14 protein-coding genes are annotated in these 25,321 nt (G+C 71.4%); 10 read left to right on the forward strand and 4 right to left on the reverse strand.

Going from position 1 to position 25,321, the window contains the following annotated elements; translation table 11 throughout:
* Nucleotides 1–180 precede the first annotated feature (180 nt).
* The 4 genes from R3E98_00230 (at nt 181) to R3E98_00245 (ending at nt 9,911) form a co-directional block, all read left to right on the forward strand.
* On the forward strand, nt 181–3,150 hold the full coding sequence (locus R3E98_00230) for a TonB-dependent receptor (GenBank protein MEZ4421805.1): 2,970 nt from the start codon (nt 181–183) through the stop codon (nt 3,148–3,150).
* 10 nt (nt 3,151–3,160) lie between these two features.
* Nucleotides 3,161–4,444 carry a RagB/SusD family nutrient uptake outer membrane protein gene (locus R3E98_00235; GenBank protein ID MEZ4421806.1) on the forward strand — a complete coding sequence of 428 codons (1,284 nt, stop codon included), beginning with the start codon at nt 3,161–3,163 and terminating at the stop codon, nt 4,442–4,444.
* A gap of 238 nt (nt 4,445–4,682) precedes the next feature.
* Nucleotides 4,683–7,385, forward strand: coding sequence for a M14 family metallopeptidase (locus tag R3E98_00240; GenBank protein MEZ4421807.1), 2,703 nt, complete (start codon nt 4,683–4,685; stop codon nt 7,383–7,385).
* Nucleotides 7,386–7,493: 108 nt separating this feature from the next.
* Entirely contained in the window at nt 7,494–9,911 is a 2,418-nt protein-coding gene (locus R3E98_00245) for an ABC transporter permease (GenBank protein MEZ4421808.1), read from the forward strand.
* 9 nt (nt 9,912–9,920) lie between these two features.
* Here R3E98_00245 and R3E98_00250 read toward each other — a convergent pair whose 3' ends face one another.
* Entirely contained in the window at nt 9,921–11,288 is a 1,368-nt protein-coding gene (locus R3E98_00250) for an FAD-dependent oxidoreductase (GenBank protein MEZ4421809.1), read from the reverse strand.
* A gap of 355 nt (nt 11,289–11,643) precedes the next feature.
* On the opposite strand from R3E98_00250, the gene R3E98_00255 reads away from it, so the two are divergent.
* The 5 genes from R3E98_00255 (at nt 11,644) to R3E98_00275 (ending at nt 19,351) form a co-directional block, all read left to right on the forward strand.
* On the forward strand, nt 11,644–12,933 hold the full coding sequence (locus R3E98_00255; GenBank protein MEZ4421810.1) for an ammonium transporter: 1,290 nt from the start codon (nt 11,644–11,646) through the stop codon (nt 12,931–12,933).
* 10 nt (nt 12,934–12,943) lie between these two features.
* Nucleotides 12,944–13,297: a P-II family nitrogen regulator gene (locus R3E98_00260; protein MEZ4421811.1), complete on the forward strand. Its 354-nt coding sequence runs from the start codon at nt 12,944–12,946 to the stop codon at nt 13,295–13,297.
* Nucleotides 13,298–13,407: 110 nt separating this feature from the next.
* Nucleotides 13,408–13,743, forward strand: a complete 336-nt coding sequence (locus R3E98_00265) for a PadR family transcriptional regulator (protein MEZ4421812.1) — start codon at nt 13,408–13,410, stop codon at nt 13,741–13,743.
* A gap of 31 nt (nt 13,744–13,774) precedes the next feature.
* A complete protein-coding gene (locus R3E98_00270; GenBank protein MEZ4421813.1) occupies nt 13,775–16,462 on the forward strand; it encodes an ADOP family duplicated permease in 2,688 nt (895 codons plus the stop codon).
* 138 nt (nt 16,463–16,600) lie between these two features.
* Nucleotides 16,601–19,351 carry a DUF5916 domain-containing protein gene (locus R3E98_00275; protein MEZ4421814.1) on the forward strand — a complete coding sequence of 917 codons (2,751 nt, stop codon included), beginning with the start codon at nt 16,601–16,603 and terminating at the stop codon, nt 19,349–19,351.
* A gap of 97 nt (nt 19,352–19,448) precedes the next feature.
* Here the strand turns inward: R3E98_00275 and R3E98_00280 are convergent, their stop codons facing one another.
* Nucleotides 19,449–20,819: an MATE family efflux transporter gene (locus R3E98_00280; protein MEZ4421815.1), complete on the reverse strand. Its 1,371-nt coding sequence runs from the start codon at nt 20,817–20,819 to the stop codon at nt 19,449–19,451.
* 213 nt (nt 20,820–21,032) lie between these two features.
* On the opposite strand from R3E98_00280, the gene R3E98_00285 reads away from it, so the two are divergent.
* Nucleotides 21,033–22,031 (forward strand): NAD(P)H-quinone oxidoreductase, encoded by a 999-nt coding sequence (locus tag R3E98_00285; protein ID MEZ4421816.1) that lies wholly within the window; start codon nt 21,033–21,035, stop codon nt 22,029–22,031.
* Nucleotides 22,032–22,115: 84 nt separating this feature from the next.
* Here R3E98_00285 and R3E98_00290 read toward each other — a convergent pair whose 3' ends face one another.
* A complete protein-coding gene (locus tag R3E98_00290; GenBank protein ID MEZ4421817.1) occupies nt 22,116–24,758 on the reverse strand; it encodes an ADOP family duplicated permease in 2,643 nt (880 codons plus the stop codon).
* Nucleotides 24,755–25,084: a helix-turn-helix transcriptional regulator gene (locus R3E98_00295; GenBank protein MEZ4421818.1), complete on the reverse strand. Its 330-nt coding sequence runs from the start codon at nt 25,082–25,084 to the stop codon at nt 24,755–24,757. Before R3E98_00295 ends, R3E98_00290 begins: the two co-directional genes overlap by 4 nt.
* Nucleotides 25,085–25,321: the final 237 nt, after the last annotated feature.

Raw genomic sequence — 25,321 nt, forward strand, 5'->3', positions numbered from 1 at the left:
GTCGTGCCGTTGCACGTGGGGGATGGGGCCGCGCGCGGTTTCCGCGCGGCGTCCAGGGACCGACCCGGGCGCCGTCACTCCCACTCGTTCGACGGAGACCATCCCATGACCAGAGACAACCCCCGAAACCCACGGCCGGCGCCACGCGGGCGCAGGCGAGCGCTGGCATGGATCCTGGCGTTGGGCCTGTTCCCGATCCCCGCCGCCGCGCAGAGCGGCTCCATCCAGGGACAGGTGACGGATGCCGCGACCGGCCGTGCGCTGGCCTCCGCGCAGGTCAGCGTCCGGGGCACGGGGATCGGCGGTCTGACCAACGCGGACGGACGCTTCCTGCTGTTGAACGTCCCTGCCGGGGAGCAGACGGTGGAGCTGCTGCTGCTGGGCTATGCATCCCAACAGCAAACCGTGGTCGTGCGCTCCGGCGAGACGATCGTCACACAGTTCCGGCTCTCCGCCTCGGCGTTGGAGCTGGACGAGATCATCGTGACGGGGACCGCCGGTGGCACGCAGCGACGGGCGATCGGCAACGTCGTCACGGCCGTGAACTCGGACGAGGTGTTGTCGCGCTCGCCGATCGCGAGCGTGGACCAGCTCATCGCACAACGGACACCGGGCCTGGTCATGCTGCCCGGCACGGGGCAGGTGGGGACCGGCACTGCACCCGTCATCCGCGGTGTGGCGTCCGTCACCCAGGGCAACGACCCCATCATCTACATCGACGGCGTACGCATGGACAGCGATCCCCGTCGCGGTCCGGGACAGCGGGGTGGCGCGAACATCAATCGGCTGAACGACATCCACCCCGCCGACATCGAGAGCATCGAGATCATCAAAGGACCGGCCGCGGCCACGCTGTACGGCACGGAAGCGTCCAACGGCGTCATCCAGATCATCACCAAGCGCGGCCGGACGGGCGCTCCGCAGTTCGACCTGACCGCGCGCGTAGGCACCAACTGGCTCTGGGACCCGGCCGGTCGCGTGGGTCTGCGCTACATGCCCGACCCCGATCGGCCGGGCGAGCTCGTGGGACTGAACGTCTATGAGAACGAGGAGCAGACCGGCCTGGGACCCATCTTCCAGAACGGGCTGACGCAGAGCTACAACCTCAGCATGCGCGGGGGCACGGACGCGGTGCGCTACTTCGGGGCGATCTCGCGCGACAACGATGTCGGTGTCGTCGACTGGAACTGGAACAAGCGCTTCGCCGTGCGCGCGAACGTGGAGGCCCTGCTCACCCAGTCCCTCACCGTCAACATCAACTCGTCGTTCATCAGCACCCAGACCCGCCTGGCGCAGGGCTCGATCGACACCGATCCCTTCAGCAACCTGATCTGGTCCAACCCGCGCACGCTGGTGGACGGAAGTGGCCGGAGGGGATGGCGGGCGGCACCTCCCGAGGAATGGAGCAAGGTCGAGGACCGTGGCGACAGCGATCGGACCACCACGAGCGTGGAGCTGCGCTTCCAGCCGGTCGAGTGGTCGAGCCACCGCCTCGTGGCCGGAATCGACAACAACAACGAGCTGGCCTTCACGGTCCTGCCCCAGCAGCCGGAGGGCGCGGCCCACTTCTACGGGCAGCGCGCGCTCGGCGAGAAGGAGGTCTCGCGCGGAACCCGTCGCTTCCTGACGCTGGACTACTCGGGCAGCGCCAATCGAACCTGGGGTGACTACACGTTCACGCCGTCGGTGGGCTTCCAGTACTACAAGACCGAGAGCTCCTTCATCACCGCCGAGGGCACGCAGTTCCCGGCGATCCCCGTCACCACCATCTCCGGTGGCGCGGTGCGCACGGGTGACGAGACGTTCGCGGAGGAGGCCATGGTCGGCTTCTACGTCCAGCAGCAGGTAGGCTGGAACAACCGCGCCTTCCTCACGGGCGCGGTGCGGATGGACTCGCACAGCGCGTTCGGCTCGGAGATCGATGCTGCCTACTACCCGAAGCTCAGTGGCACGTGGGTGGTGTCCGAAGAGGACTTCTGGAGCTTCGACTTCATCAGCCAGTTCCGGCTCCGCGGCGCCTGGGGCGCCGCCGGTCGGCAACCCGGCACGTTCGCGGCCAGTCGCCTGTACGCCCCCACGATCGGCTTCGGCGACAATCCCGCCCTCACCCCGGATTCCTACGGGAATCCCGAGCTGCAGCCGGAGCGTGGCGAAGAGCTCGAGCTCGGCTTCGATGCCAGCTTCTTCGACGATCGGCTGAGCCTCGAGTTCACGCGCTTCGATCGCGCGACGAAGGACGCGATCATCAACCGCCCCCTTCCCCCGTCCAGCGGGTTCACCGGCTCACAGCTGGTCAATATCGGGCGGATCGACGCATGGGGGAATGAAGTGGCGGTCAACGCCCGCCTGGTACAGGGCCCCCGCTTCTCGTGGGACCTGGACACGCAGTTCGCCACGGCGCGGAACCGGATCGCGGACCTGGGTGACCTGGAGACCATCTTCGCCGGAACCCAATCCCAGCACCGTGAGGGCTACTCGGTCGCGGACATCTTCATGCTGCGGGTGCTGGAAGCCGAGATCGACGCGAGCGGCGCGGTGGTCCGGGCGCTGTGCGACGGGGGCACGGGTCCGCAGGGCGTGGACCCGGGAGGTGCGCCCGTCCCCTGCAGCGAGGCTCCTCAGGTGTGGTTGGGACGGAGCCAGCCGACGTGGCAGCTGGGCGTCGGGAACACCTTCACCCTGTTCGGGAATCTGCGCCTGTACGCGCGGGTCGAGGGGAACGGAGGGCACATCCAGAACAACACCGAGATCCGAGCGACGCACAACCAGTCCACCACCGAGGCGGTGTTGCTGCGCAACAACCCGCTCGTGCAGGTCTACCGTTCCCTGGAGAACGACCGGATGGGCGTCTACGAGGCGGGCTTCCTGCGCCTGCGGGAGGTCTCGTTGAGCTACGATCTCCCCGCGGGCCTGGCTGGACGGATCGGAGCGGACCGCGGAATGGTGAGCGTCGGCATGCGGAACCTGGCCATGCTGTGGACAGCCGAGGAAGGGTGGGATACGCCGCGCAGCGGCCTCGTCACCGAGAAGATCGCCGGCATGCACGTGTGGGATCCCGAAGTGCGCGCGACCGGCGCCAACTCCGTCGGATACCAGACGGTGCTCCCGCCCACTGCGAGCGTCACCATGACGCTGCGCCTGAGCTTCTGAGGAGGCGACCATGATCGGAACGCAAGGAACCAGACGGGGCCGGATCGCGCGGTGGACGACGGCAGCCGCGGTCGTGACGTGTGCGGGCGGCATCGGCGCCTGTGACAGCCTGCTGGAGGTGGAGAATCCGGGCGCGGTCGAGGCCGCGGATCTCGAGAACCCGGCGCTGGCGCAGACCATCGTGAATGGAGCGCTGGGGCAGTTCGAGTGCGCCTACACCAGCTACGTGGCGTCGACCAGCCTGCTGGCCGACGAGACCATCAACTCGTCGGGATGGCTCAACATCAATGGCTGGGGTTGGCGGGGCTTGGAGCTGGAGACCATCACCGGAAGCTGTCCCACGGCCAGGAACGCGACGGGGTTGGGCGCCTACACGCCCCTGCAGCAAGCGGTCTACGTGACTGGAGAGGGCCGCCGCCTGATCGAGAGCTTCCCCGAGGCCGAGGTCAACGGGGACAAAGGCGAGATGCTCGCGCTTCTGGAGATCTACGGCGCGTTCGCCCATCTGCTGCTGGGCGAGGGCTTCTGCGAGATGGCCATCGACCAGGGACCGCTGCTGCAGCCCAGCGACGTCGTAGCCATGGCCGAGGCCAAGTTCAGCGAGGGCCTCTCCCTCGCGGACGCAGCAGGAGCGTCCGATCTCGCGCTGCTGGCCCAGGCGGGTCGGGCGCGGGCCCGGTTGGACCTGGGAGACGCAGCCGGGGCCTACGCCGATGCGGCGGAGATCCCGGAGGGCTTCGTGTGGAACGCGGAATACTCCACCATCGACGGGGTCCGCGAGAACCGGGTGTTCAATCTGAACGTTCCCAATCGCTACGTCTCGGCCAACCCGGACGAGTACGGCACGTTGCTCGTCGAGGGGCAGCCGGACACGCGCGTCGTGGTGGAGAACAGCGGACAGGCGGGACACGACGGCGCGACCGTCCACTGGTACCAGAGGAAGTACACGTCCGCGGGCTCGCCCATCCCCATGGCGTCCTGGGCGGAGGCCAAGCTCGTCATGGCCGAAGCGCGGCCGAGCGAAGCCAAGATGCATATCGACGAGCTTCGCGGCGCGCAGGGTCTTCCGGCCCTGGTGCTGACAGGCGCGGAGACCGAGGCTGACCTGCTGGCCATCGTCCTGGAGGAGCGTCGACGCCAGTTGTGGCTCGAGGGGCATCGGCTGAACGACATGCTCCGCCACGGTCTGGCGTTTCCGCAGGGCGTGAACCACAAGGGGCAGTCCTACGGCCCCATCACGTGCATGCCGCTTCCCGAGCAGGAGAAGCGGGCCAATCCCAACATCCCGTCCTGATACCGACGGGGTCCGGCGGGTGCGGGGGCTGGGCAGCCCCCGCACCCGGTCCTGGTCCGGTTGCCCCCTGAACTGCGACGCATCCGTCCGGGCAGGCTCCACGCGCGCACCCACTACGCCCGATCCACCGGGCCTTGCCCCGCATCGTCGGCCGGACGGCGTGCGGTGGCGCTCTGCGCCGGCGCGCCACAGACTGGGAGCGATGTCACGCCCCCCGCCTCCTCCGGACCGCCGACCCGTGCGCACTCTGTTTCTCTTCCTGCTCGCCCTCGTCGGCCTTGCCGGTGCGCCGCTCGGCGCCCAGCTGCCCACGCCCGAGTCCGTGCTCGGCTTCGCGCCCGGGACCGACTTCCGGCTTGCCACCTACGAGCAGTCGCTCGCCTACTTCCAGCGCCTCGACGCCGCGTCCGACCGCATGGTCATGCAGCGGGTGGGCCGCACGTCGCAGGGGCGGGAGTGGTGGGTGGCCCTCGTCTCGTCCGAGGAGAACCTCCGGAGCCTGGAACGCTGGCGCGACATCGCGGGACGCCTGGCGCGACCCCAGGAGCTGACCGATTCCGGCGCCATGGCGCTGGCGCGCGAGGGGCGGGCCATCGTCGACATCAGCGGCGGCCTGCACGCCAGCGAGGTGGCGGGTCCCGAGCAGATGATCCAACTGGCCTACGACCTCGTGGCGGGCGAAGACGAGCGCACCCGAGCGATCCGCGACAACGTGGTGGCGGTGCTGTGGCCTTCGCTGAATCCGGATGGACAGACCCTGATCGCCGACTGGTACCTGTCCAACGTCGGCACGCCGTACGAGGTCGCGCCCATGCCGTGGCTCTACCAGGAGTACGTGGGCCACGACAACAACCGCGACGCCTACATGCTCAACATGGTGGAGTCGCGCGTGCTCGAGCGGGTCTGGCGGGCCTGGGAGCCGCAGATCATCCACGTGCACCACCAGAGCTCTCCGTTCCCCACGCGGATCTGGCTGCCGCCGTTCGCCGAGCCGATCGCGACCCAGGCGCCGCCGTTGATGTCGCGCACGGTGAACACGATCGGCATGACCATCGCCCAGATGCTGGAGGCGCGCGGGCTGCCCGGCGCCACCCACATGGGAACGGGCTTCGATGCCTGGTACCCGGGCTACGTGGACTACATGCCGCTCCTGCAGAACCAGGCCGCGTTCTGGACGGAGACGGCGCTGTATCGCTACGCGACTCCATACTTCTATACCCTGCAGGACTTCCCGGCCGGACGGCGGGACCTGCGGGCCGAGTCGCTCTATCCGAGCCCGTGGGAAGGTGGATGGTGGCGGCTGGGTGACGCCGTGGAGTACATGCGCGTGGCCTCGCTGGCGGTGCTGGACTATGCGGCCAAGTACCGGGAGGACGTCCTCTACAACCGCTACCAGTCCGGCCGGGACCAGATCCGGAAGTACAGTCGCCACGCTCCCTACGCGTACATCGTGCCGCAGGACCAGCGCGACCCGGTCGCGCCGGTGGAGATGCTGCGCCGGCTGGCATTCAACGGGGTGCAGGTGCACCAGCTCGCCCGCGAGGCCCGACAGGAGGGCATGACCTGGCCGGCCGGGACGTGGGTCGTGCGCACCGACCAGGCCTTCGGAGAGCTGGTGCGCCAGCTCCTGGACGTGCAGACCTATCCGGATCTACGCGAGTACCCCGACGGTCCGCCCGAACAGCCCTACGATGCCGCGGGGTGGACCCTGCCGCTCCAGATGGGCGTGCGGGTCGTCACGGCCACGCAGCCCCTCGACGCCGATTTCGCGGGGGCGTTGACGCCGCTGCGGGCGGAGCCCGTGGCGTGGGACGCCGACGTCCAGGACGCGGCGCCCTTCGATCGCGTCGACGGCGTGGGCTTCGATGCCGACCCGGTCGCTGCCGCCATCGTGCCCGCAGCCGGTCGCGTGACCGGCTCGGGCCCGGCGCTGCTGCTCGATCCGGCCCAGAACAACGCCTTCCGCGCCCTGAACGACGCCTGGGACGCGGGCGCCACCGTCCGGGTGGCGGACGGACGCTACGTGGTCACCGGGCTCGACGGGGACGCCGGGCAGCGGATGGTGCGGGACTACGCGCTGCGCGCGGTTCGTGGTGCTGCGGCAGGGGAGATCCTGCCCCGCGCCCGCCTGGGCGTGTATCGGCCCTGGGCGGCCAGCATGGACGAAGGCTGGACCCGCTGGCTCCTCGAGCGCTTCCGCTTCCGCTTCCAGAACGTGTGGGACGCCGACATGCGGGCGGGGGATCTGCGGGACCGCTACGACGTGATCCTCCTGCCGTCCGAGCGCCCGGCGTCGCTGCGCAACGGTCACGCGCCGGGATCGGTGCCGCCACGCTATGCGGGGGGTCTCGGGGACCAGGGCATACGCGCGCTCGATGCGTTCGTGCGAGCCGGGGGCACGCTGGTGTGCCTGAGCGCCTCCGCGGACCTCTGCATCGACGCGCTGCATCTGCCCGTCGACAACGTGGTGGCGGGCGTGCCGCGCAACGCGTTCTTCGCCGCCGGCTCGATCCTCGAGGTGCAGGTGGACAGCGCGCACCCGCTGATGGCGGGGATGCCGGCGGAGGCGTCCGTGTTCTTCGACCGCAGCCCGGTCTTCTCGCCCACGGCGGAGTTCGACGGCGCGGTGCTGGCCCGCTACGCCGACGCGGGCTCACCCCTGCGCTCGGGCTACCTCCTCGGCGAGGAGCGGCTGCAGGGAAAGGCGGCTGCGGTGGAGGTGCGTCACGGGCGGGGCCGCGTGGTGCTGCTGGGCTTCCGCCCCCAGTGGCGCGGACAGCCGACCGGGACGTTCCGTGCCCTGTTCAACGCAGCGCTCTACCACGGTGCGGTGGCCGCGACCGCGCAGGGCACGACGGGGTTCGGGACACCGCCGCACGCGGAGGCATCGCCTCCTCCGGCCCCGACCGGACCGGCGCCGGCCGCTCCCGCTCGGCCCTAGGCGTCCCGGGTCACCCCCTTCCCGCGGCGCCACCGACGTGGTAGCGTGCATATCACTGGTGGATTTTGCGCACATCAGCGCGGCACGGGAGGGGTCATGGGGCGGTGGATGGAAGGAAGGCTCACGCAGGATCTGCGTTTCGCGCTTCGTTCGTTGGCACGGCATCCGGGGTTCGCCGCCACGGCGATCCTGACCCTGGCGCTGGGCATCGGGGCCACCACGACGATCTTCACCGTCGTGCGCTCCGTGCTCTTCCGACCTCTCCCGTTCCCGGATGCGGAGCGCCTGGTGCGGCTCTACGAGGGACCTGCCAGCGAGGCCGCGTTCGAGAGTGGTTTCTCGGTGCCCGACTTCGAGGATTGGCGGGACGCGAGCACCACCCTGTCCTCGATGGGTCTCTACAGCGCCGCGCCCGGCCAGCTCGTGCTGACCGAGGAGAGCAGTGGCGAGGAGCTCGCGACCGTCAGCGTCTCGACCGGCTTCTTCGAGACGCTCGCGGTGCCTGCGGCCCTGGGTCGGTGGCCGACCGTGGCCGAAGAGGATGGCGACCCGCACGTGGTCGTGCTGTCGGACGGGTTCTGGCGCCGCCGCTTCGGCGCCGACGCCGGAGTGGTGGGGCGCACGTTGTCCTTCGAGGGTGTGCCCTATCGCGTCGTCGGCGTGATGCCGGCCGGCTTCACGTTCCCGCAGCCGGACGTCGAGGCCTGGGCGCTGTTGTCCCGCATCGAGCCGGACGAGACGCCGCTGCACCTGCGGCCGGTCCGCTTCCTCTCGGCCGTGGGGCGCCTGGCGCCCGGGGCGGGTGTCGAGGAGTCCGAGGCGGAGCTCACGCGCATCGCCCAGGAGCTGGCCCGTACCTGGCCGGAGACCAACGAGGGCCGCCAGCAGGCGACGGTCGTGCCACTGCGCGAGGCGGTCGTCGGTCGGGTCTCCACGGCGCTGCTCGTGCTGTTCGGGGTGGTTGGTTTCACGCTGCTCATCTCCAGCGTCAACGTCGCCAACCTGTTGCTCGCCCGCGGCATGGGGCGGGAGCGTGAGTTCGCGGTGCGCGCTTCGCTCGGAGGCGGCGGAAGCCGTCTGACGTCGCAGCTCCTGACGGAGAGCCTGGTCCTCTGTCTGCTCGGCGGCGTGGCCGGCACCGTGCTGGCGGTCTTCGGCGTCCCGGCCCTGGTGCAGCGCAGCGGCGACCTGCTGCCGCGCGCGGCCGAGATCCGGCCCGACGCGGTGGTGCTGACCTTCGCGCTCGCGATCTCGCTGGTCACCGGCCTGCTCTTCGGCTCGCTTCCGGCGCGCCGGGCCGGCCGGGTCGATCCGGCGGCCAGCCTCCGCGTCAGCGCCCGCTCGGGCGGATCGCGCTCCCTGCAGCGCACGCTGTCCGCGCTGGTCCTGTCGGAGGTGGCGCTGGCGTGCGTGCTGCTCGTGGGCGCGGGGCTGTTCCTGCGCAGCCTGTCCGCGCTGCGCACCACCGACCCCGGCTTCGAGCCGCAGGGCCTGCTCGCCGTGGACCTCACGATCTCCAGCCGCCGCTACGACGAGCCCGCGGCGTTCCTCGCCTTCCAGCGCGAGGCGCTCGATGCGCTGCGGGGCCTGCCCGGCGTCACGGCGGCCGGGGCCATCCGCCATTTCCCCGCGCGCGGACAGGGCGAGCCGATGACGGAGTACGAGGACGCCCAGCGGCCACGCCCTGCCGGCGCGCCCGAGCGGCCGTCGGCCCAGATCCTCAACGTGACGCCCGGCACGTTCGCGGCCCTGGGGATCCAGACGGTGGACGGGCGCGTCTTCGATCAGGCGAGCCCCCGCCTCAGCGTGGTCATCAACGAGCGCCTGGCGCGGGAGGTCTTCGGTACCACGGCGGCGAGCGGACGGCGCCTGGCGGTGGGTGACACGCAGGTGGACGTCCTCGGGGTCGTGGAGGACGTGCGCCAGGACGGGTTGGAGCAGCCGGCCCCTCCGACGGCGTACTTCCTCAACGAGACGATCACGCGGCGCGGCATGGCGATCGTCCTGCGCACGGATGGGGACCCGCTGACGCTCATCGGACCCGTGCGCCGCGTCTTCGCCGAGATGGATCCGCTGCAGTCCCTGCGCGACATCTACACCGGGGGAGACGTGCTGCGGACCGAGACGGCGGTCCCGCGGTTCTTCACGTTGCTCATGGGGCTGTTCGCGGCGGTCGCGCTGGTCCTCGCCATGGTCGGGGTCTACGGCGTGGTCTCCTACGGGGTGCGGCAGCGCACGCACGAGATCGGTGTGCGCATCGCACTGGGCGCCGGGCGCATCGCCGTGGCGCGCCAGGTGCTCGAGCGGGCGCTGCTGCCCGTGCTGGCCGGGCTCGGTGTGGGGCTGTTGGCCGCGCTGGCCCTCGGGGGTGCGCTGCGGTCGCTGTGGTATGGCGTCGGAGCGGCCGACCCGCTGACCTATGGCGCGGTCGCGTTCTCCGTGCTGGTCACGGCCCTGCTGGCCGTCGCGGTCCCGGTGCGCCGGGCCACGGCGACGCAGCCCGTGCGGGCCCTGGAGCTGGAGTAGGTCCGCTGCTCAGGCCGCGGTGCGTGCGCGCACCGCGGCCCCCTCCTCCAGGTAGAGCCGGGTGGCCACGGCGGCGGACTGGCAGACCCCGTTGAGCGTCGAATCGAAGAGGTAGTCGCCGACGAGGAGCAGCGTGGGCAGTCGGTCCCGGTCGGGCTGGTGGCTCCGGGCGGGATCGCGGGGCACGAGGCCGCCGGGAAGACCGGAGACGCCGGCCGTCCAGCGGTGGACCCGGGCGCCGAGCAGGTGCCGGCGCGCGCTGCGTGCCAGGTCGGCCGGCAGGGCGTCCAGGACGCGGCGGGTGAGCTCCGCGCGCGTGGCGGCGGCGCCCGCGAGCGCCGCGCTCCCGGCGAGCAGGACGCCCAGGACTGCGCCGTCGCCGCCGCCGAGCCGGCGGCTCTCGTCGTAGGCACAGGCCCCCCCGAACGCGTCCAGCATGAACCAGGAGCCGGGGAAGCGGTCGCGCCAGAAGGGACGCTCACAGCACAGCGTCACACGCAGGTAATGCGCGGGATGGTCGTGGCGCGCAACGTGCCGGCGCAGCGCGGGAGCGAGGTCGGTCCCGGTCCAATCCACGCTCCCGAGCTGGGTGAGCGGCAGCGCCGCGAAGAGCACATCCTCATCCGCGAGGGCCGCGCCTTCCTCCGTCTCCAGGTGGAGCCGGAAGCGCGCGCCTGGCCGCTGCTCGACCCGGCGGACGCGGGTCGCGCGGCGGATCCGCGTGTGCTGGAGCCCCTGCTCCAGTGCGTCCGCGAGACGCCCCATCCCACCCTCGAGCGCGCGACACTGGACGTAGCCGGGCAGATCGAGCACCGCGTTCTTGAGCACGGTCAGGCCGTTGGTGCGGTGGGGCTCGGTGGCGAGGTCCGAATGGAGCATCGTCTCCAGGTAGCGCCGCGCCGTCTCGTCCTCCACGTCGTCGAGCAGGGCGGCGCCTGAACGCCGCAGCCACGGATGGGCGGCGTCCGCCCGCCAGTCGTCGGGATGCCAGCGTTCGAGCGGCAGCAGCGCCTGCGCCCGGTCGCGGAAGCGGGCCACCTCGGCTGCCGCGCGTCCGGGCAGGGTGGAGCCGGCCAGGTCCGGGACCATCCTGCCCTCGAACCAGGTGCCCGCCCCCTCGATGGGCCGGAGCCCGAGCCCCAGCTCCTGGATCAACTCGATGAGCGGGTCCGGGCCGAGCGCGGTGTGGTCGTAGCACTCCGCCGCGCCGGCCTCGTACCGGGAGCCGCAGGGAAAGGCCCGCGTGTCGAGCTTGCCGCCCACGCGACCCGATGCCTCGTAGACCGTCACGTCGAGCCGTCCTCCCGCCGCGCGTTCCAACAGGCGGGCGGTCAACAGCCCGCCCGGCCCCCCTCCGATGATGCCGACCCGCGTCATGGTCCGTCTCCCGGCGCCGATGGGTGCGCATTCCACAGACCCCACGGCGACACCCGTCCCGGCCGATGGACATGGAGGCAGGAGCGCCCGCCCGGCGGGGGCCGGGACCCCCGGCGCTGCGTCGCGATCCCGCGACTCCGCCGGCGACGGTCGTCGGGGGCCGGGTCGGGTCGGACAGGCCAGCGCCGAAGGCCGGGCGGCCGCCCTGGCCACTCCACCACGCGTGGGCCGCGGAGGCGCGGGTGGCGTGAACCCCTGGCGCGAGCCCCCGCGCGCGCCCCTCTTCCCGACGTCCTTCTCCACCCCTCGCAGGGAGCAGTGCGTGACCTCGTCGTGGTTGTCCCCCGGGCTCGCGCTGGCGGGCTTGCTTCTCCTTCCCGATGCCGCCTTCGCCCAGGACCCGGCGCCGATCGACTCGGGCGCAACGGCATGGATGCTCACCAGCACGTCGCTGGTCCTGCTGATGACGCCCGGTCTGGCGATGTTCTACGGCGGGCTCGTGCGCACCAAGAACGTGCTCGGCACCATGATGCACGCGTTCACGGCGATGGCGATCGTCGGGGTGTTGTGGGCGGTGTGCGGGTACGCCATGGCGTTCGGGCCCAGCGTCCTGGGCGGGTGGTTCGGCTGGAATCCCGACTACTTCATGCTGCGCGGCCTGGAGAACTCCGTGGCGGGCTCGGCACCCGCGCTCGTGCCCGAGTACGTCTTCGCGATGTTCCAGGGCAAGTTCGCCATCATCACCCCGGCCCTGATCGCGGGCGCCTTCGCCGAGCGCGTGCGCTTCCTGGGCTTCTGCGTGTTCGTGGCGCTCTGGTCCGTCCTGGTCTACAACCCGCTGTGCCACTGGGTCTGGGCCTCCGACGGCTTCTTCTACGCCCAGGGCGCCATCGACTTCGCCGGCGGCACGGTGGTCCACATCTCCTCCGGGATCAGCGCCCTCGTCGCCGCGATCTACCTGGGCCCACGCCGCGGCTACCCCGGCACCGCCATGCACCCGAACAACCTCACCATGACGCTGATCGGGGCCGGTCTGCTCTGGGTGGGCTGGTTCGGCTTCAATGCCGGCTCGGCCGTCTCGAGCGGGGAGAGCAGCGCACACGCGCTGACCGTCACGCAGATCGCGGCGGCGGCCGGAGCGCTCTCCTGGCTGCTCATCGAAGGCGTCCGGCACGGCAAGGCCACGAGCCTCGGCATGGCGTCGGGGATCCTGGCCGGCCTGGTCGTCATCACCCCCGCCGCCGACGTGGTGACACCGGCCGGAGCGATCCTGCTGGGTGGCCTGGCCTCGTTGGTCTCCTACGGGGCGATCCAGATCAAGACCCGCGCCGGCTACGACGACTCGCTCGACGTCTTCGGCATCCATGGGTGCTCCGGCATCTTCGGCGCGCTCGCGCTCACGTTCCTGATCCGCGAGAGCTGGCGGGTCGCCAACACCGATGCCGGGTGGACGGTGTGGGGGCAACTGGGTGTGCAGTCGGCGGCCGTCGGCGCCACCCTGCTCTACGCGGGATTGCTGACCTGGGGGATTGCCGTGCTGGTGCAGTCCACGGTCGGATTGCGACTCGACGATGCCGATCAGCGGGCGGGCATGGACCACGCCCTCCACAGCGAGCATGGCTACGGCCTGCTCAACCTCAACTGACGGAGGGACCATGAAGCTCGTGACCGCCATCATCCAGCCGGACAAGCTCGACGACGTGCGTCAGGCGTTGATCGATGCGGAGATCACCCGGATCACGGTCAGCCGGTGCACCGGCCATGGACGCTACCAGGAGGAGACGGCCGACGAGGAGCTGTACCGGGGGCAGGTGGTCATGCCCGACCTGTTGCCCAAGGTGCGTCTGGACATCGCGTGCAACGACGAGTTCGTCGGCACGGCCGTGGACGCGATCCTGCGCTCGGCCAAGCACGGGTCCGGAGAGCTCGGCGACGGGAAGATCTTCGTCACCCCCTTGGAGGAGTGCATCCGCATCCGCACCGAGGAACGGGGCGGGACGGCCATCTGAGGAGGTCGGGCGTCCGGCGCCGGCCTCTCCGCCGGGCCGGCCCCCCCCGGGGGCGTCGACCCCATAGGGGGACTACCCCCTAGACGGTCTATGGCCTTAGATTGCCCGCCATGGCTTCTCCGACCCGACGCGACCTGCTGCCCGGCACGCTGGACATGCTCGTCCTGCGCACGCTCACCCACGAGCCGATGCACGGGTACGGCATCGCCCAGCACCTCAAGCGTCTCTCGGGGGACGTGATCCGGGTCGAGGAGGGGTCGCTCTATCCGGCCTTGCAGCGGATGCGCCAGAAGGGGTGGATCAAGGCGGAGTGGGGCACCACACCCAACAGCCAGCGAGCCCGGTACTACACCATCACCGCGGCAGGTCGGAAACAGCTCGGCGAGCAGGCCGAATCGTTCGCGGCGTTGGTGGATGCCATCGCGCGGGTGATGGGCACGACGTGACGAGCGGCGGAACGGCCGCGGGGAGGCGGTGATGCGGGAGTGGCTGACGCGGGTGTTGGATTGGATGCGACGGGGCCACCTGGACAGCGAGCTCCAGGACGAGCTCCGTTTCCACGCCGAGCAGATCGAAGCCGAGGCCCGGGCCGCGGGGGCGAGCCCGGACGAGGCCCAGGCCATCGCGCGGCGCCGGCTGGGGCCGGAGGTCCGGGTGCGGCAGGCTACGCGCGACCGCTGGTCGCTCTTCTGGCTGGACGACCTGCTGCAGGACCTTCGCCACGCCGTACGCGGCTTCGTGCGGGCGCCGGCGTTCGCGGGCACCGTCATCCTCACCCTGGGGCTGGGGATCGGCGTCGGCTCGTTGATGTTCGGGCTGGTGGACGCGACGCTGTTCCGTCCCCACCCGTTCCTGCGGGAGCCGGATCAGGTACACCGGGTCTACCTGCAGTGGGATCGACGCGGCGAACGCGTGACGAACGGCACCAGCGTCCCCTTCACACGCTTCCTCGACCTCGAGCGCTGGGGCACGCGGGGAGCAGAGCTGGCGGCGGTGACTGAACGCCGGCTGGCGGTGGGCGCCGGCCTCGAGACCCGGGAGCGCAACGTCGCCATCGTCAGCGCCGGCCTCTTCGACCTCTTCGATGCGCCACCCGCGCTCGGACGGTACTTCCTGCCGTCCGAAGACATCCCTCCCGGCGGCGCGCCCGTCGCGGTGCTCGGGTACTCCTATTGGAAGAACGAGCTCGGCGGGCGCGATGTCATCGGGAGCACCATCCGGGTCCGCGACCTCCTCTGCGAGATCATCGGTGTGGCGCCCGAGGGCTTCGTGGGCGTGGCGGAAGGAGAGGCACCCTCCGTCTTCCTCCCCATCACCGCGTACGCGTCCGCTGCGCTCTCCGGCGCGGACCCGTCGGCGTGGTACACGACCTACTCCTGGGGTTGGATGGGGATCGTCGCCCGCACGCCTGCCGGTGTGGACGCGGAGGAGATCACCGCGGACCTGAGCACGGCCTTCCAGCGCAGCTGGCGAGCCGAGGTGGATCTCGACGGCGGCCCGTCGGTCGAGGAATCCGCGCCCCGCGTGGTCCTGGGCGCGCTGCGCACCGCGGCGGGACCGGCCGCGCCGCTCCAGTCCCGCCTCCTGCTCTGGGTGTTCGGGGTGGCGGGCGTGGTCCTGCTGATCACCTGCGCGAACGTCGCGAACCTCATCGTCGCCCGTTCCATACGTCGTAGCCGCGAGACGGCCGTGCGCCTCGCGCTGGGTGTACGTCGGGGACGTCTGGTGCGCCAGGCGTTGACGGAGAGCCTCGTGCTCGCCGCGGCCGGCTGCCTCACGGGTCTCGCGTTGGCGTACGGCGGAGAGCGGCTCTTCCGCCGGCTCGTGGACGTCGGTGTGCCCGAAGGGATCCTCACGGACCCACGCACGCTGCTCTTCGCCATCCTGGCGGCCGTGGCCACCAGCGTGCTGAGCAGCCTGGGACCGTTGCTGGTCGGTGAGCGCGGCGACGTCGTGGAACGCCTCAAGGCCGGGCCTCGCGAGGGCGGCGGCCGACGCGACCGGGTGCGCGGCGCGTTGCTGGTCGCGCAGGTCGCCCTGTCGACGGTCCTGCTGATCGGAGCCGGACTGTTCGTGGGGAGCTTCGAGAACGTCCGCGCGCTCCGCCTCGGCTACGACACCGAGGCGCTGGTCCTCGTCTTCCCGCAGCTGCGCGGGGCCCGGCTGGAGACCGACGAGACGGTCGCGCTCGGCGAGCGGCTGCTGGCGGCCGGGACCCGCCTGCCCGGCGTGGAGGCCGGCAGCGTCGTCAGCACGTTGCCGTTCCTGAGCGAGGAGCGCACGGCGCTGTTCGTCGAGGGCCTCGACTCCGTGTCCAACCTGGGAGCGTTCTCGCTGCAGACCGCGTCGGCCGACTACTTCCCCACCTTCGGGACGCAGATCCTCAGCGGCCGGGGCTTCGGAAGCGAAGACCGGGCCGGCGCGCCTCCCGTGGTGGTGGTCAGCGAGGCCATGGCGGAGGTCCTCTGGCCGGGGCAGGAGGCACTCGGGCGTTGCCTGCGCCTGGAGTCCCCGGGTGGACCGTGCCGGACCGTGATCGGCGTGTCGGAGAACGCGTTCCACAGCAGCCTGCAGGAGGATGCGCGCCTGCGCTACTACCTTCCGATGGCGCAGTACCCGGGCCTCGTGCCGGAGGCCCTCGTGCTCCGCGTCCAGGGCGATCCCGCCCGGTTCGTCGACGCCGTGCGCACCGCGTTGCAGCCCGAGATGCCCGGGGAGGGGTACGTGACGGTCCGGCCGTTCACGGACCTGGTGGATGGCCAGCAGCGTCCGTGGCGGCTCGGCGCGCTGCTCTTCGCCGCGTTCGGCGCCCTCGCGCTGATCGTGGCGTCCGTCGGGCTCTATGGCGCCGTGGCCTACGGAGTGGCGCAACGCCTCCACGAGCTCGGCGTGCGCGCCGTACTGGGGGCGCGTCGTCATGACCTGATGACCCTCGTGGTGGGGCGGGCCGTGCGGTGGGTGGGGACGGGCGCGGTGGTCGGGATCGCGTTGGCGTTGCTCCTGTCCCGGTGGGTCCAGCCCCTCCTGTTCGACCAACGCGCGGTCGATCCGCTCGTGTATCTGGCCGTCGTGGCGGGTCTCCTCGTCGTGTCGGTGGTGGCGGCCGCCGCACCCGCCCGTACCGCCGGTCGAGCCGACCCGGTCAACGCGCTCCGCGCGGAGTGAGCGCGGGCGGGGCAGGGGTACGGGACCCTGCCCCGCGTAGGTGGAGTCGGTGCTCCCGTGGAGCGAATCCGGGCGTTCGTGGTATGAACAAGGCTCGGACACGACCACGACCCCTCGAGATCGGATCGCGCCCGCTCGATGCCCCACCGCCGCCTCGCCGCTTCGTCCCTGGTTGGTCTCTTCGCCCTCGCGCTACCTCCCGTCGTGGCCGCCCAGACGGCAGACGGGCCCGAGCCCGACGGGCAGCCCCGACGGCCACGGGCGGTCGAGGCGGTCCCCACCACGGCCGAGATCCGGCTGGACGGGCGTCTCGACGAAGCGGCCTGGGCGGCCGCGCCACCCGCCGCCGACTTCGTGCAACGGGAGCCCCAGGAGGGCGCGCCTCCGGGTGAGCGCAGCGAGGTGCGGATCCTGTTCGACGACGAGGCGCTCTACGTCGGGGCCCGGCTGCACGACGACGCGCCCGGCACCATCGGCCGTCAGCTGGTGCGACGCGACGACTGGGGACAGTACGACTTCTTCGAGGTCGCGCTCGACCCGAATCTGGATCGCCGAACGGGGTACCTCTTCCGCGTCAGCGCGTCCAATGTGCAGCGGGACGAGTACCTCTACGACGACAGCAACGCCGATGACGCCTGGAACGCGGTCTGGACCTCTGCGGTCCAGATCGACGACGGCGGCTGGACCGTGGAGATCCGCATTCCGTTCTCGCAGATCCGCTACGAAGCCCCCGAGAGCGGCCGGCTGGAATGGGGGATCAACTTCAACCGGCGGAAGCTGAGCACCAACGAGACATCGCAGTACGCGTTGGTCTCCCGGCAGCAAGCCGGCGTCGTCAGCCAGTTCGCGCCGCTGCGGGGCGTCAACGTGGAATCGGGCGGTCATCGCATCGAGTTGCGCCCGTACGTCTTGAGCCGGGCCTTCACCGGGCCCGAGGTGAGTGGCGATCCCTTCCGCGACGGGTCCGACGTGGACGCCCGTACGGGTGTGGACCTGCGCTACGGCCTCGGATCCCAGTTCACGCTGGACGTGACCATCAATCCGGATTTCGGTCAGGTGGAGGCCGACCCGGCCGTGATCAACCTCTCTGCCTTCGAGGTCTTCTTCGACGAGCGCCGGCCGTTCTTCGTCGAGGACGCGCGGATCTTCGACTTCCAGCTCTCCGGCGGACGCAACCGCCTGTACTACAGCCGCCGTGTGGGGCGCGAACCCCAGGGGGACGGCCCGGCCGGCGCGGCGTTCCTGGACGCACCGGACGCGGCCACCATCCTGGGGGCGGCCAAGCTGACCGGGCGCACGTCCAGCGGTCTCTCCATCGGAGTCCTCGCGGCCTCCACCTCCGGAGAGCGCGGACGCGCCTTCTTCCAGGAGACAGGCCTGACCTCGGGCTACCTCGCCGAACCCCGTACGCACTCGGGCGTGGTGCGTCTGCGGCAGGACTTCAACGAAGGCGCCTCGACCATCGGCGGCATCGTCACCGGCATGCACCGGGAGCTGCCCGGAGACGGGTCCTTCGACTTCCTGACCTCGAACGCCTTCAACATCGGGCTCGACTGGGAGCACCAGTGGAGCGATCGCACCTGGGCGTTCTTCGGCTACGTCGCCGGCAGCTACGTGGAGGGCGACTCCACGGCCGTGCTGCGGATCCAGCGCAGCAGCAACCACTTCTTCCAGCGCCCGGACGCGGACCGCCTCTCCATCGACTCCACGCTCACGTCCCTGGCCGGCGTGGATTGGCGTATGACGCTGGCCAAGCGCCGGGGCCGCCACTGGACCGGCTCGATCTGGGCCGCGCAGGTGACCCCCGGATTCGAGGTGAACGACCTGGGCTTCAGCGGACGCCAGGAGGTGCTGGACGGCGGCGTACGCGTCTCCTACCAGGAGATCCAGCCGGGATCGTGGTACCGCAGCTATGAAGCCTCCGTCTCCACGTTCCACAACTGGACGCACGACGTGTTGGAGGCTCCCCTGTCGTGGGACTCGTGGGGTCGGGGGCACGTCAACGGCTCCATCAACCTGAACGGGGAGGTCGAGTTCCAGAACCTCTGGGAGATCGATGCCGGCCTGAGCTTCCGTCCCGAACGGATGGACCGGACCGCGTCACGCGGCGGCCCGCTGGTCCTGAGCCCACGCTCGTACAGCGTGAACCTCGGCGTGCGCTCGGACAGTCGACGCGCGTTCAGCGTCTCGCCGCGCCTCTCGTACGAATGGTCGGACCTGGACGCCGGTTGGGGCTTCGACGCGTCCGCGGACGTCGAATATCGACCCTCGTCGCGCGTCGAGATCCGTCTCGAACCCGAGTGGTCGCGCTCGAACACGGGCGCCCAGTACGTGCGCACCAGCGATGCCCTGGAGTTCCCGGCGACCTACGGCCTGCGCTACCTCTTCGCCGACCTGGAGCAACGCGAACTCTCGCTGGAGACACGCATCAGCGTCACGGTGAGCCCCACGTTGTCCCTGCAGCTGTTCGCCCAGCCCCTCCTCTCGAGCGGGGACTTCGCCCAGTACAAGCAACTGGCCCGTCCGGAGTCGTTCGAATGGGATCGGTTCGCCGCCGGGACCTTCAGCGATGTGGCCGGCGTGGCCACGTGCAGCGGAGGGCGCACGTGCGTGGACGCGGACGGGGAGCGCTACCTCGACTACGACGGAGACGGCGTCGCGGACGACTCCTTCGGGGACCGGAGCTTCAATGTCCGGTCGCTGATCGGCAACGCCGTGCTCCGGTGGGAGTACCGTCCCGGCTCCACCGTCTTCCTGGTATGGCAGCGTCGGCAGGAGAGTCGGATCGGCCTCGGAGACTTCGACGTCTCGCGCGACCTCGATGCGCTGCTCGGCGCCCAGTCCGAGAACGTCTTCATCGTCAAGGTGAACTACTGGCTGAGCCCCTGAGGGGGGAACGGCGGGAGCGGCCGACTCGGGAACGCTCCCGACCCGCCCTCATCGCACACCTGGCATCCGAAGTCGGCCCGCGTGTGTCGTCCGCAGGTCAAGCGCGCATGCGCGCCGTGGTGCCGACCTCCATCTCCGCGCTGCGCCGGCGCAGGTGGTAGGCCAGCATTCCCCAGCTTGCCAGCGCCTGCAGGGCAACCGTCGCCACCGACAACATCCACAGATGCCGCAACCGGAATCCTTCCCGGCCGGCCAGCCAGATCGCCGGCAGCACGAAGGTGAGCAGGCGGCTCGCGCTCGCCAGCAGCGACGGCACGGTGTTGCCGAGCGCCTGGAACATCCCCGAGCACGTGAAGATGATCCCGGTGGCCACGAAGTTCCACGAGATGATACGCAGGTATTCCGCGCCCACGGCCACCACGTCGGGATCGTCCGTGAATCCCGTGACCAGCAGATCCGGGCGCACCTGACAGAAGAGCGTCAGGAGGAGCATCAGCACGCTCCCGGTGAGCGCCGCCGCGTGGAACGTCGCGCGCACGCGGTCCAGCCGACCCGCCCCGACGTTCTGGCCGGCCACCGGGGCCGTGGCGAACGCCACCGCCATGGCGGGAAGGAAGATCGCCTGCATCACCCGGGAGCCCACTCCGAAGCCGGCCTGGGCGGCCGCACCGAAGTCCCGGATCACCCAGTAGATGACGCCCATGAAGACGAACATCAACGCGAACTCGCCACCGGGCGGCAGGCCGATGCGCAGCACGCGGGCCCAGACGTCCGGGCGGGGAGCCAGGAGAGCACGATCGACCCGCACGAAGCGGGCGTGGCGGTGGAAGTAGCGCCAGAGAAGCAGGACGCCCACCGCGACCGAGATGGACGTCGAGAGGCCGGCGCCGAGCACACCGAGCGGCCGACCGGTGCCGTATCCCGCGATCATGATCGGGGAGAGCACGGCATTCAGCAGCACGGTGGCGATCTGCACCATCATGGTGGGTTTGACCACACCCGCTCCGCGTAGCGCCGATCCCATCGAAACGAGCGCGAATTGCAGGCCGAGCCCGGGCAGGAACCAGTGCAGATAGAGGCGGCCCGCCGCCATGGTGGCGGGGTCGGCGCCGAGCGTGGCCATGTAGGGGCCGGCGAGTGCGTACCCGACGCCGAGGGTGAGGACGGCACACGCGAGCGCGAGCACAAGACTCTGGTTGAACACGAGGTTGGCGTCGGCCGTGTCCTTCCGTCCGCTGGCGTGGGCGATGAGTGCCATGGTGCCGACGCCCAGGATCTGCGTCACCGACATCACGAGGAACTGGACGTTGCCCGCGGCCCCGAGCCCGGCGATCGCGGCCTCGCCCAGGCGGCCGACGAAGTACAGGTCCACCAGGTAGTACAGGGTCTGGAACAGCATCCCGATCCCGATCGGCGCCGCCATGGCGACGAGATGCTTGGGGATCGACCCTTCGGTCAGGTCCTGCACGAGGGAACTCCCTGGAGCGGTGCGGGGAAGGGTGCCGGGCACGTCGCGCGCGTCCCGAGGGCGGCCGGGATGTCCCCGGCCGTACGCGGCCCGGTGTGGACGCGCTGCAGGAACCTATCCGGAGTCCGAAGGACGGCAACCGGGACGGAGAGCCCCCGCGCGCCTGCCCTGGCCGGCTTGTCTCCGAGGCCGATCCCCCCGAACGTCCGGACCATGCATGCCATCGTGATCGACCGCCCCGGCGGGCCCGACGTGCTGCGCTGGACGGAGGCGGAGCGCCCGACGCCTCGCGCGGGAGAGGTGCTGGTGCAGGTGGTGACCGCCGGAGTGAACCGCGCCGATCTCCTGCAGCGCCGCGGCCTCTATCCCGCGCCCCCCGACGCGCCGGCCGACATCCCGGGCCTCGAGTACGCCGGCCGGGTCCATGAAGTCGGCCCCGACGTCACCCGTCTCCAACCCGGGGATGCCGTGCTGGGAATCCTCGGCGGAGGCGGGTACGCCGAGTACGTGCGCGTGCACGAGCGCACCGCGATGCGACTCCCCGACGGAGCCGATCTCCGTCTGGCGGGCGCGATCCCCGAGGCGTTCCTCACGGCGTACGACGCGGTCGTGCTCCAGGCCGGGCTCGCTGCCGGCGAGTGTCTGCTGGTGCACGCCGTGGCCAGCGGCGTCGGGACGGCGGCGGTCCAGCTCGCACGCTGGCTGGGCGCGCGCAGCGTGGGGACGTCGCGCACGCCGGAGAAGCTGGCCCACTGCCGCGCGCTCGGGCTGGACGTGGGCATCGTCGCCGAGAGCCCGGACGCGTGGGTGGACGCCGTGCTGGAGGCCACGGATGGCCGGGGCGCGGACGTCATCCTGGACCTGGTCGGTGGCGCCTATCTCGCGGGCAACCAACGGGCGCTCGCCGAGCGGGGACGCCATGTGGTGGTGGGCGTCACGGCGGGGGCCAAGGCCGAGATCGACCTCCGGGCGCTGATGGGGCGGCGCGGCGAGATCCGCGGGACCGTGCTGCGGGCGCGTCCGCTCGAGGAGAAGATCGCGCTCGCGCGCACGTTCGAGGCTCGCGTGCTGCCCGCCTTCGCGGAGGGACGTCTGCGGCCCGTGGTCGATCGCATCCTCCCGGCCGCCCAGGCGGCCGACGCGCATCGATCCATGGAGGAGAACCGCAACGTCGGGAAGATCCTGCTGGAGTTCGGCGACGGAGCGGGCTGATCCCGTGCCCGCAGGCACGGTCCGGTGTTCCCTCCCGCCCTTCGGTTCCGGCCCTCCCCGCGTGGGGGAGGGCCGGACCGTACGTCAGTCGTCCCGCAGCACGATGGCCGGGTCCACCCGTGTGGCGCGCCGGGCCGGCGCGTAGACCGCCAGCAGCGCGGCCAGGGCGAGCACGAGGGGCGCGGCCACGAACGTGAGCGGGTCGAACGGTGCGATGCCGTAGAGCAGCCCGCCCAGCGCCCGTCCGGCCGGCACCGCCAGCAGCAGACCGAGCAGCCCACCCGGCAGGGCCAGGCGCAAGCCGTCCCGCAGGACGGAGCGGCGGATGCCCGACACCGGCGCGCCCATGGCCATGCGCACCCCGATCTCCTTGACGCGCTGGCGGACCGAGAAGGCCGCCACGCCGTAGACGCCCACGCAGCCGAGCACGAGCGTCGTCACCGCGAAGATGCCGAGCAGCAGCGCCACCAGTTGCGTGCCGGCCAGCGAGGTGCCGAGCAGGTCCCGCCAGGTGCCCAGGTCACTGACGGCCAGGCGCGGGTCGACCTCGCGGAGGCGAGCGGTGACGGCGCCGAGCGCGGCCTCGGGCGAGCGGGTGGCCTCGGCCACCAGGACGCCGTAGCCGAAGGCGCCCATCCCCATCTGCGCCAGGGGCGTCCACACCGTGGGCTCCGGCGCGGCGGCCAGGTCCCCGTGCGAGACCGGCTCCACCACTCCCACGATCTCGATGGGCGGCGCACCGCGCCACGGATAGCGTACGATCTGACCGAGCGCGGGACGCCCGCCGAGATACCGGTCCACGAACGTGCGGTCGACGACGGCCACGAACGGAGTACCCACCCGGTCCGACGCCGTGAAGGTACGCCCCTCCACGAGCGGGATCCCGGCCACGGCGAAGAACCCGGTGCTGACGCGGTGGTGGGGCATCACCGGCAGCTCGTTCGGGTCCGTGGTCACGCCGTCGATGGACGTGGCCACGTACTCCTCTTCGGCCCCGAACGGAATGGTGCTGGCGAAGGACACCCGTGCGAGGGCCGGATCGGCCGCGAGCGTGGCCTCCATCTGCGCGAAGTACTCGGCGCGCGCGGCGGGGTCGGTGGGCAGCCCGGGCGGTAGGTGCACCTGCGCCGTGATGCGGCCGTCGATCTCGAAGCCGGGATCGACGCGCGAGAGCGCCGACAGGGTACGCGCCAGAAGGCCGGCGCTGGTCACCAGCACCACCGCGGCGGCGAGCTGGGCCGCCACGAGACCGCGTGTGGTCCGGCGGCGCGACGGCGCGACCGAGCCGCCGCGGCCGGCTTCGCGCAGCACCTCCGCGGGTCCTCTGCGCGCGGCCCGCAGCGCAGGCAATGCACCGGCCAGCAGCGCGGTGACCAGCGCCAGCGCCGCGGTGAACGCCACGACGCGCAGGTCGAGCGCCACCTGCTCCGCTCCGGGGAGCTCGGCCGGCAGGCGGGTGCGAAGGACCTCCATCCCCACCCACGCCAGCGTCAGTCCCGCCACCAGCCCGGCCGCGGCCAGCACCAGCGCTTCCAGGAGCTGTTCGCGCGCGAGACGGCCGGCACCCGCACCCAGCGCGGCGCGTACCGCCTGGTCGCGCCCGCGCGCCAGTCCCCGCGACAGGAAGAGGTTGGCCACGTTGGCGCACACCACGAGCAGCACCACCGCCACGGCGCCCAACAGGATCAGGAGCGGCGTGCGCACCCACTGCGCCCGCGCCTCCTGCAGCGGCACCACCTTGGCCTCGTCCCAGAATCCCGGATTCGGCGTCCAGAGCGGATTGGCCAATCGCACGTCCTCCTGGAGGCGCAGCAGCTCCTGGCGCACGGCGTCGGCCGTGACCTCCGGCGCCATGCGCGCGAGCACGCTGCCGTTGCCGGCTCCCCAGTGCCAGCCGACGTTCGACGGGTCCATGACCAGGGGCCGCCACACGCGGTTGTTCAGGGACGGGAAGTCGAAGCCGGCGGGCAGCACGCCCACGATCTCGTACGCCGTGCCATCCAACGTGACCGAGCGTCCCACGATCGACGGATCGGCGCCGTACGTCGTGCGCCACATGTCGTGACCCAGCAAGGCCACGCTCCCGCGGCCGGGGCGCGACTCCTCCACCTGGAAGAGACGACCCAGCGTGGGGGCGACACCCAGCGCGGCCAGGTACTCGGGGGAGACGGAGGCCACGGTGATCCGCTCGGCTGGCAGCCCTTCGCGCTCCAGCGTGGACCCTTCCGCGTTGCGGGCCATCCCGATCGCCTGGACCGTGGTCATCTCACGTTGGAGGATCTCCAACGTGCCGGCGCTCGATCCCCATCCATCCAGCACGGAGACCAGCGCGCCCGGCTCGGGGAAGGGGAGCGGGCGCAGCAGCGCCCGGTCCACGATGCCGAAGATCACCGCGCTCGCCCCGATGCCGAGCCCCAGCGTGAGCACCGCGACCGCGGCGAAACCCGGCGCGCGCAGGAGTCCCCGCACCGTCTGCCGAACGAGACGCATCACATCCGCCATCTCCACCCCCATGACCCTCGAAGTCTCCCGGATGCGCTCGCCGGGGACCCGGCGGGCGAACTGCAGCACTTCCCCCCGGTACCAGCGCGCCGCGGCAGGCTCTCCGCTCTCGGCGGCCCGGCTCGCGTAGAGCCGGTCCATCTCGTCCAGCAGGACCTCGCGGTCACGCTCCGGCAGCACGCGCGCGAGCAGCGCGCGCCACCTGGACGGCGGACTCGGCTTCACCGGCCGTCCCCGGGCGCCAGCGACAGGCCGCTCCAGAGGGACTGGTAGGCCTCGCGGGCCACGCGCAGCTTCTCCATCCCGGCCGGCGTGACCTTGAAGCAGCGGCGATCGCGGCCACCCTCCTCACCGGGGCTGGTCAGCTCCGAGCGCACCAGCCCCTTCTCCTCCAGGCGCCGCAGCACCACGTAGACCGCGGCCACGCTGGTCTGGCGGCCAGTCCGCCGCTCCAGCTCCTCGACGATCGGCGCGGTGTAGGTGTCCTCCTTCAGGTGGAGCAGCGCCAGCATGGCCTGATGCTCCAGCTCGCCCAGTCCTTCGCGTCCCACGTGCCCTCCTGTTGGTTCTGACAATGTCGGATCCAACGATACAGACATTGTCGATATCGGTCCACGGGAGGCCCACCCGGCCCTCTCCCGCCGCCCGACCCCCCGACCCGCTCCCGCCGCCCGTCCCGCCCGACCCACGCGTCCTCGCCGCCCGTCCCGCCCGACCCACGCGTCCGTCCCGCCGCCCGACCCCCGCCCGTCCGTAACGCCGGCCCACCGTCCGGTGGGATCCGCACC

The sequence above is a fragment of the Gemmatimonadota bacterium genome, from assembly GCA_041390125.1.
Classification (GTDB): Bacteria; Gemmatimonadota; Gemmatimonadetes; order Longimicrobiales; family Gaopeijiaceae; genus JAGQIF01.

Excerpts from the sequence above, each read along its gene's own strand:
- R3E98_00245 (MEZ4421808.1), top strand. The coding sequence starts at position 7,494 with ATGGAAGGAAGGCTCACGCAGGATCTGCGTTTCGCGCTTCGTTCGTTG.
- R3E98_00270 (MEZ4421813.1), top strand. The coding sequence starts at position 13,775 with ATGCGGGAGTGGCTGACGCGGGTGTTGGATTGGATGCGACGGGGCCAC.
- R3E98_00260 (MEZ4421811.1), top strand. The coding sequence starts at position 12,944 with ATGAAGCTCGTGACCGCCATCATCCAGCCGGACAAGCTCGACGACGTG.
- R3E98_00285 (MEZ4421816.1), top strand. The coding sequence starts at position 21,033 with ATGCATGCCATCGTGATCGACCGCCCCGGCGGGCCCGACGTGCTGCGC.
- R3E98_00275 (MEZ4421814.1), top strand. The coding sequence starts at position 16,601 with ATGCCCCACCGCCGCCTCGCCGCTTCGTCCCTGGTTGGTCTCTTCGCC.
- R3E98_00250 (MEZ4421809.1), bottom strand. The coding sequence starts at position 11,288 with ATGACGCGGGTCGGCATCATCGGAGGGGGGCCGGGCGGGCTGTTGACC.
- R3E98_00265 (MEZ4421812.1), top strand. The coding sequence starts at position 13,408 with ATGGCTTCTCCGACCCGACGCGACCTGCTGCCCGGCACGCTGGACATG.
- R3E98_00235 (MEZ4421806.1), top strand. The coding sequence starts at position 3,161 with ATGATCGGAACGCAAGGAACCAGACGGGGCCGGATCGCGCGGTGGACG.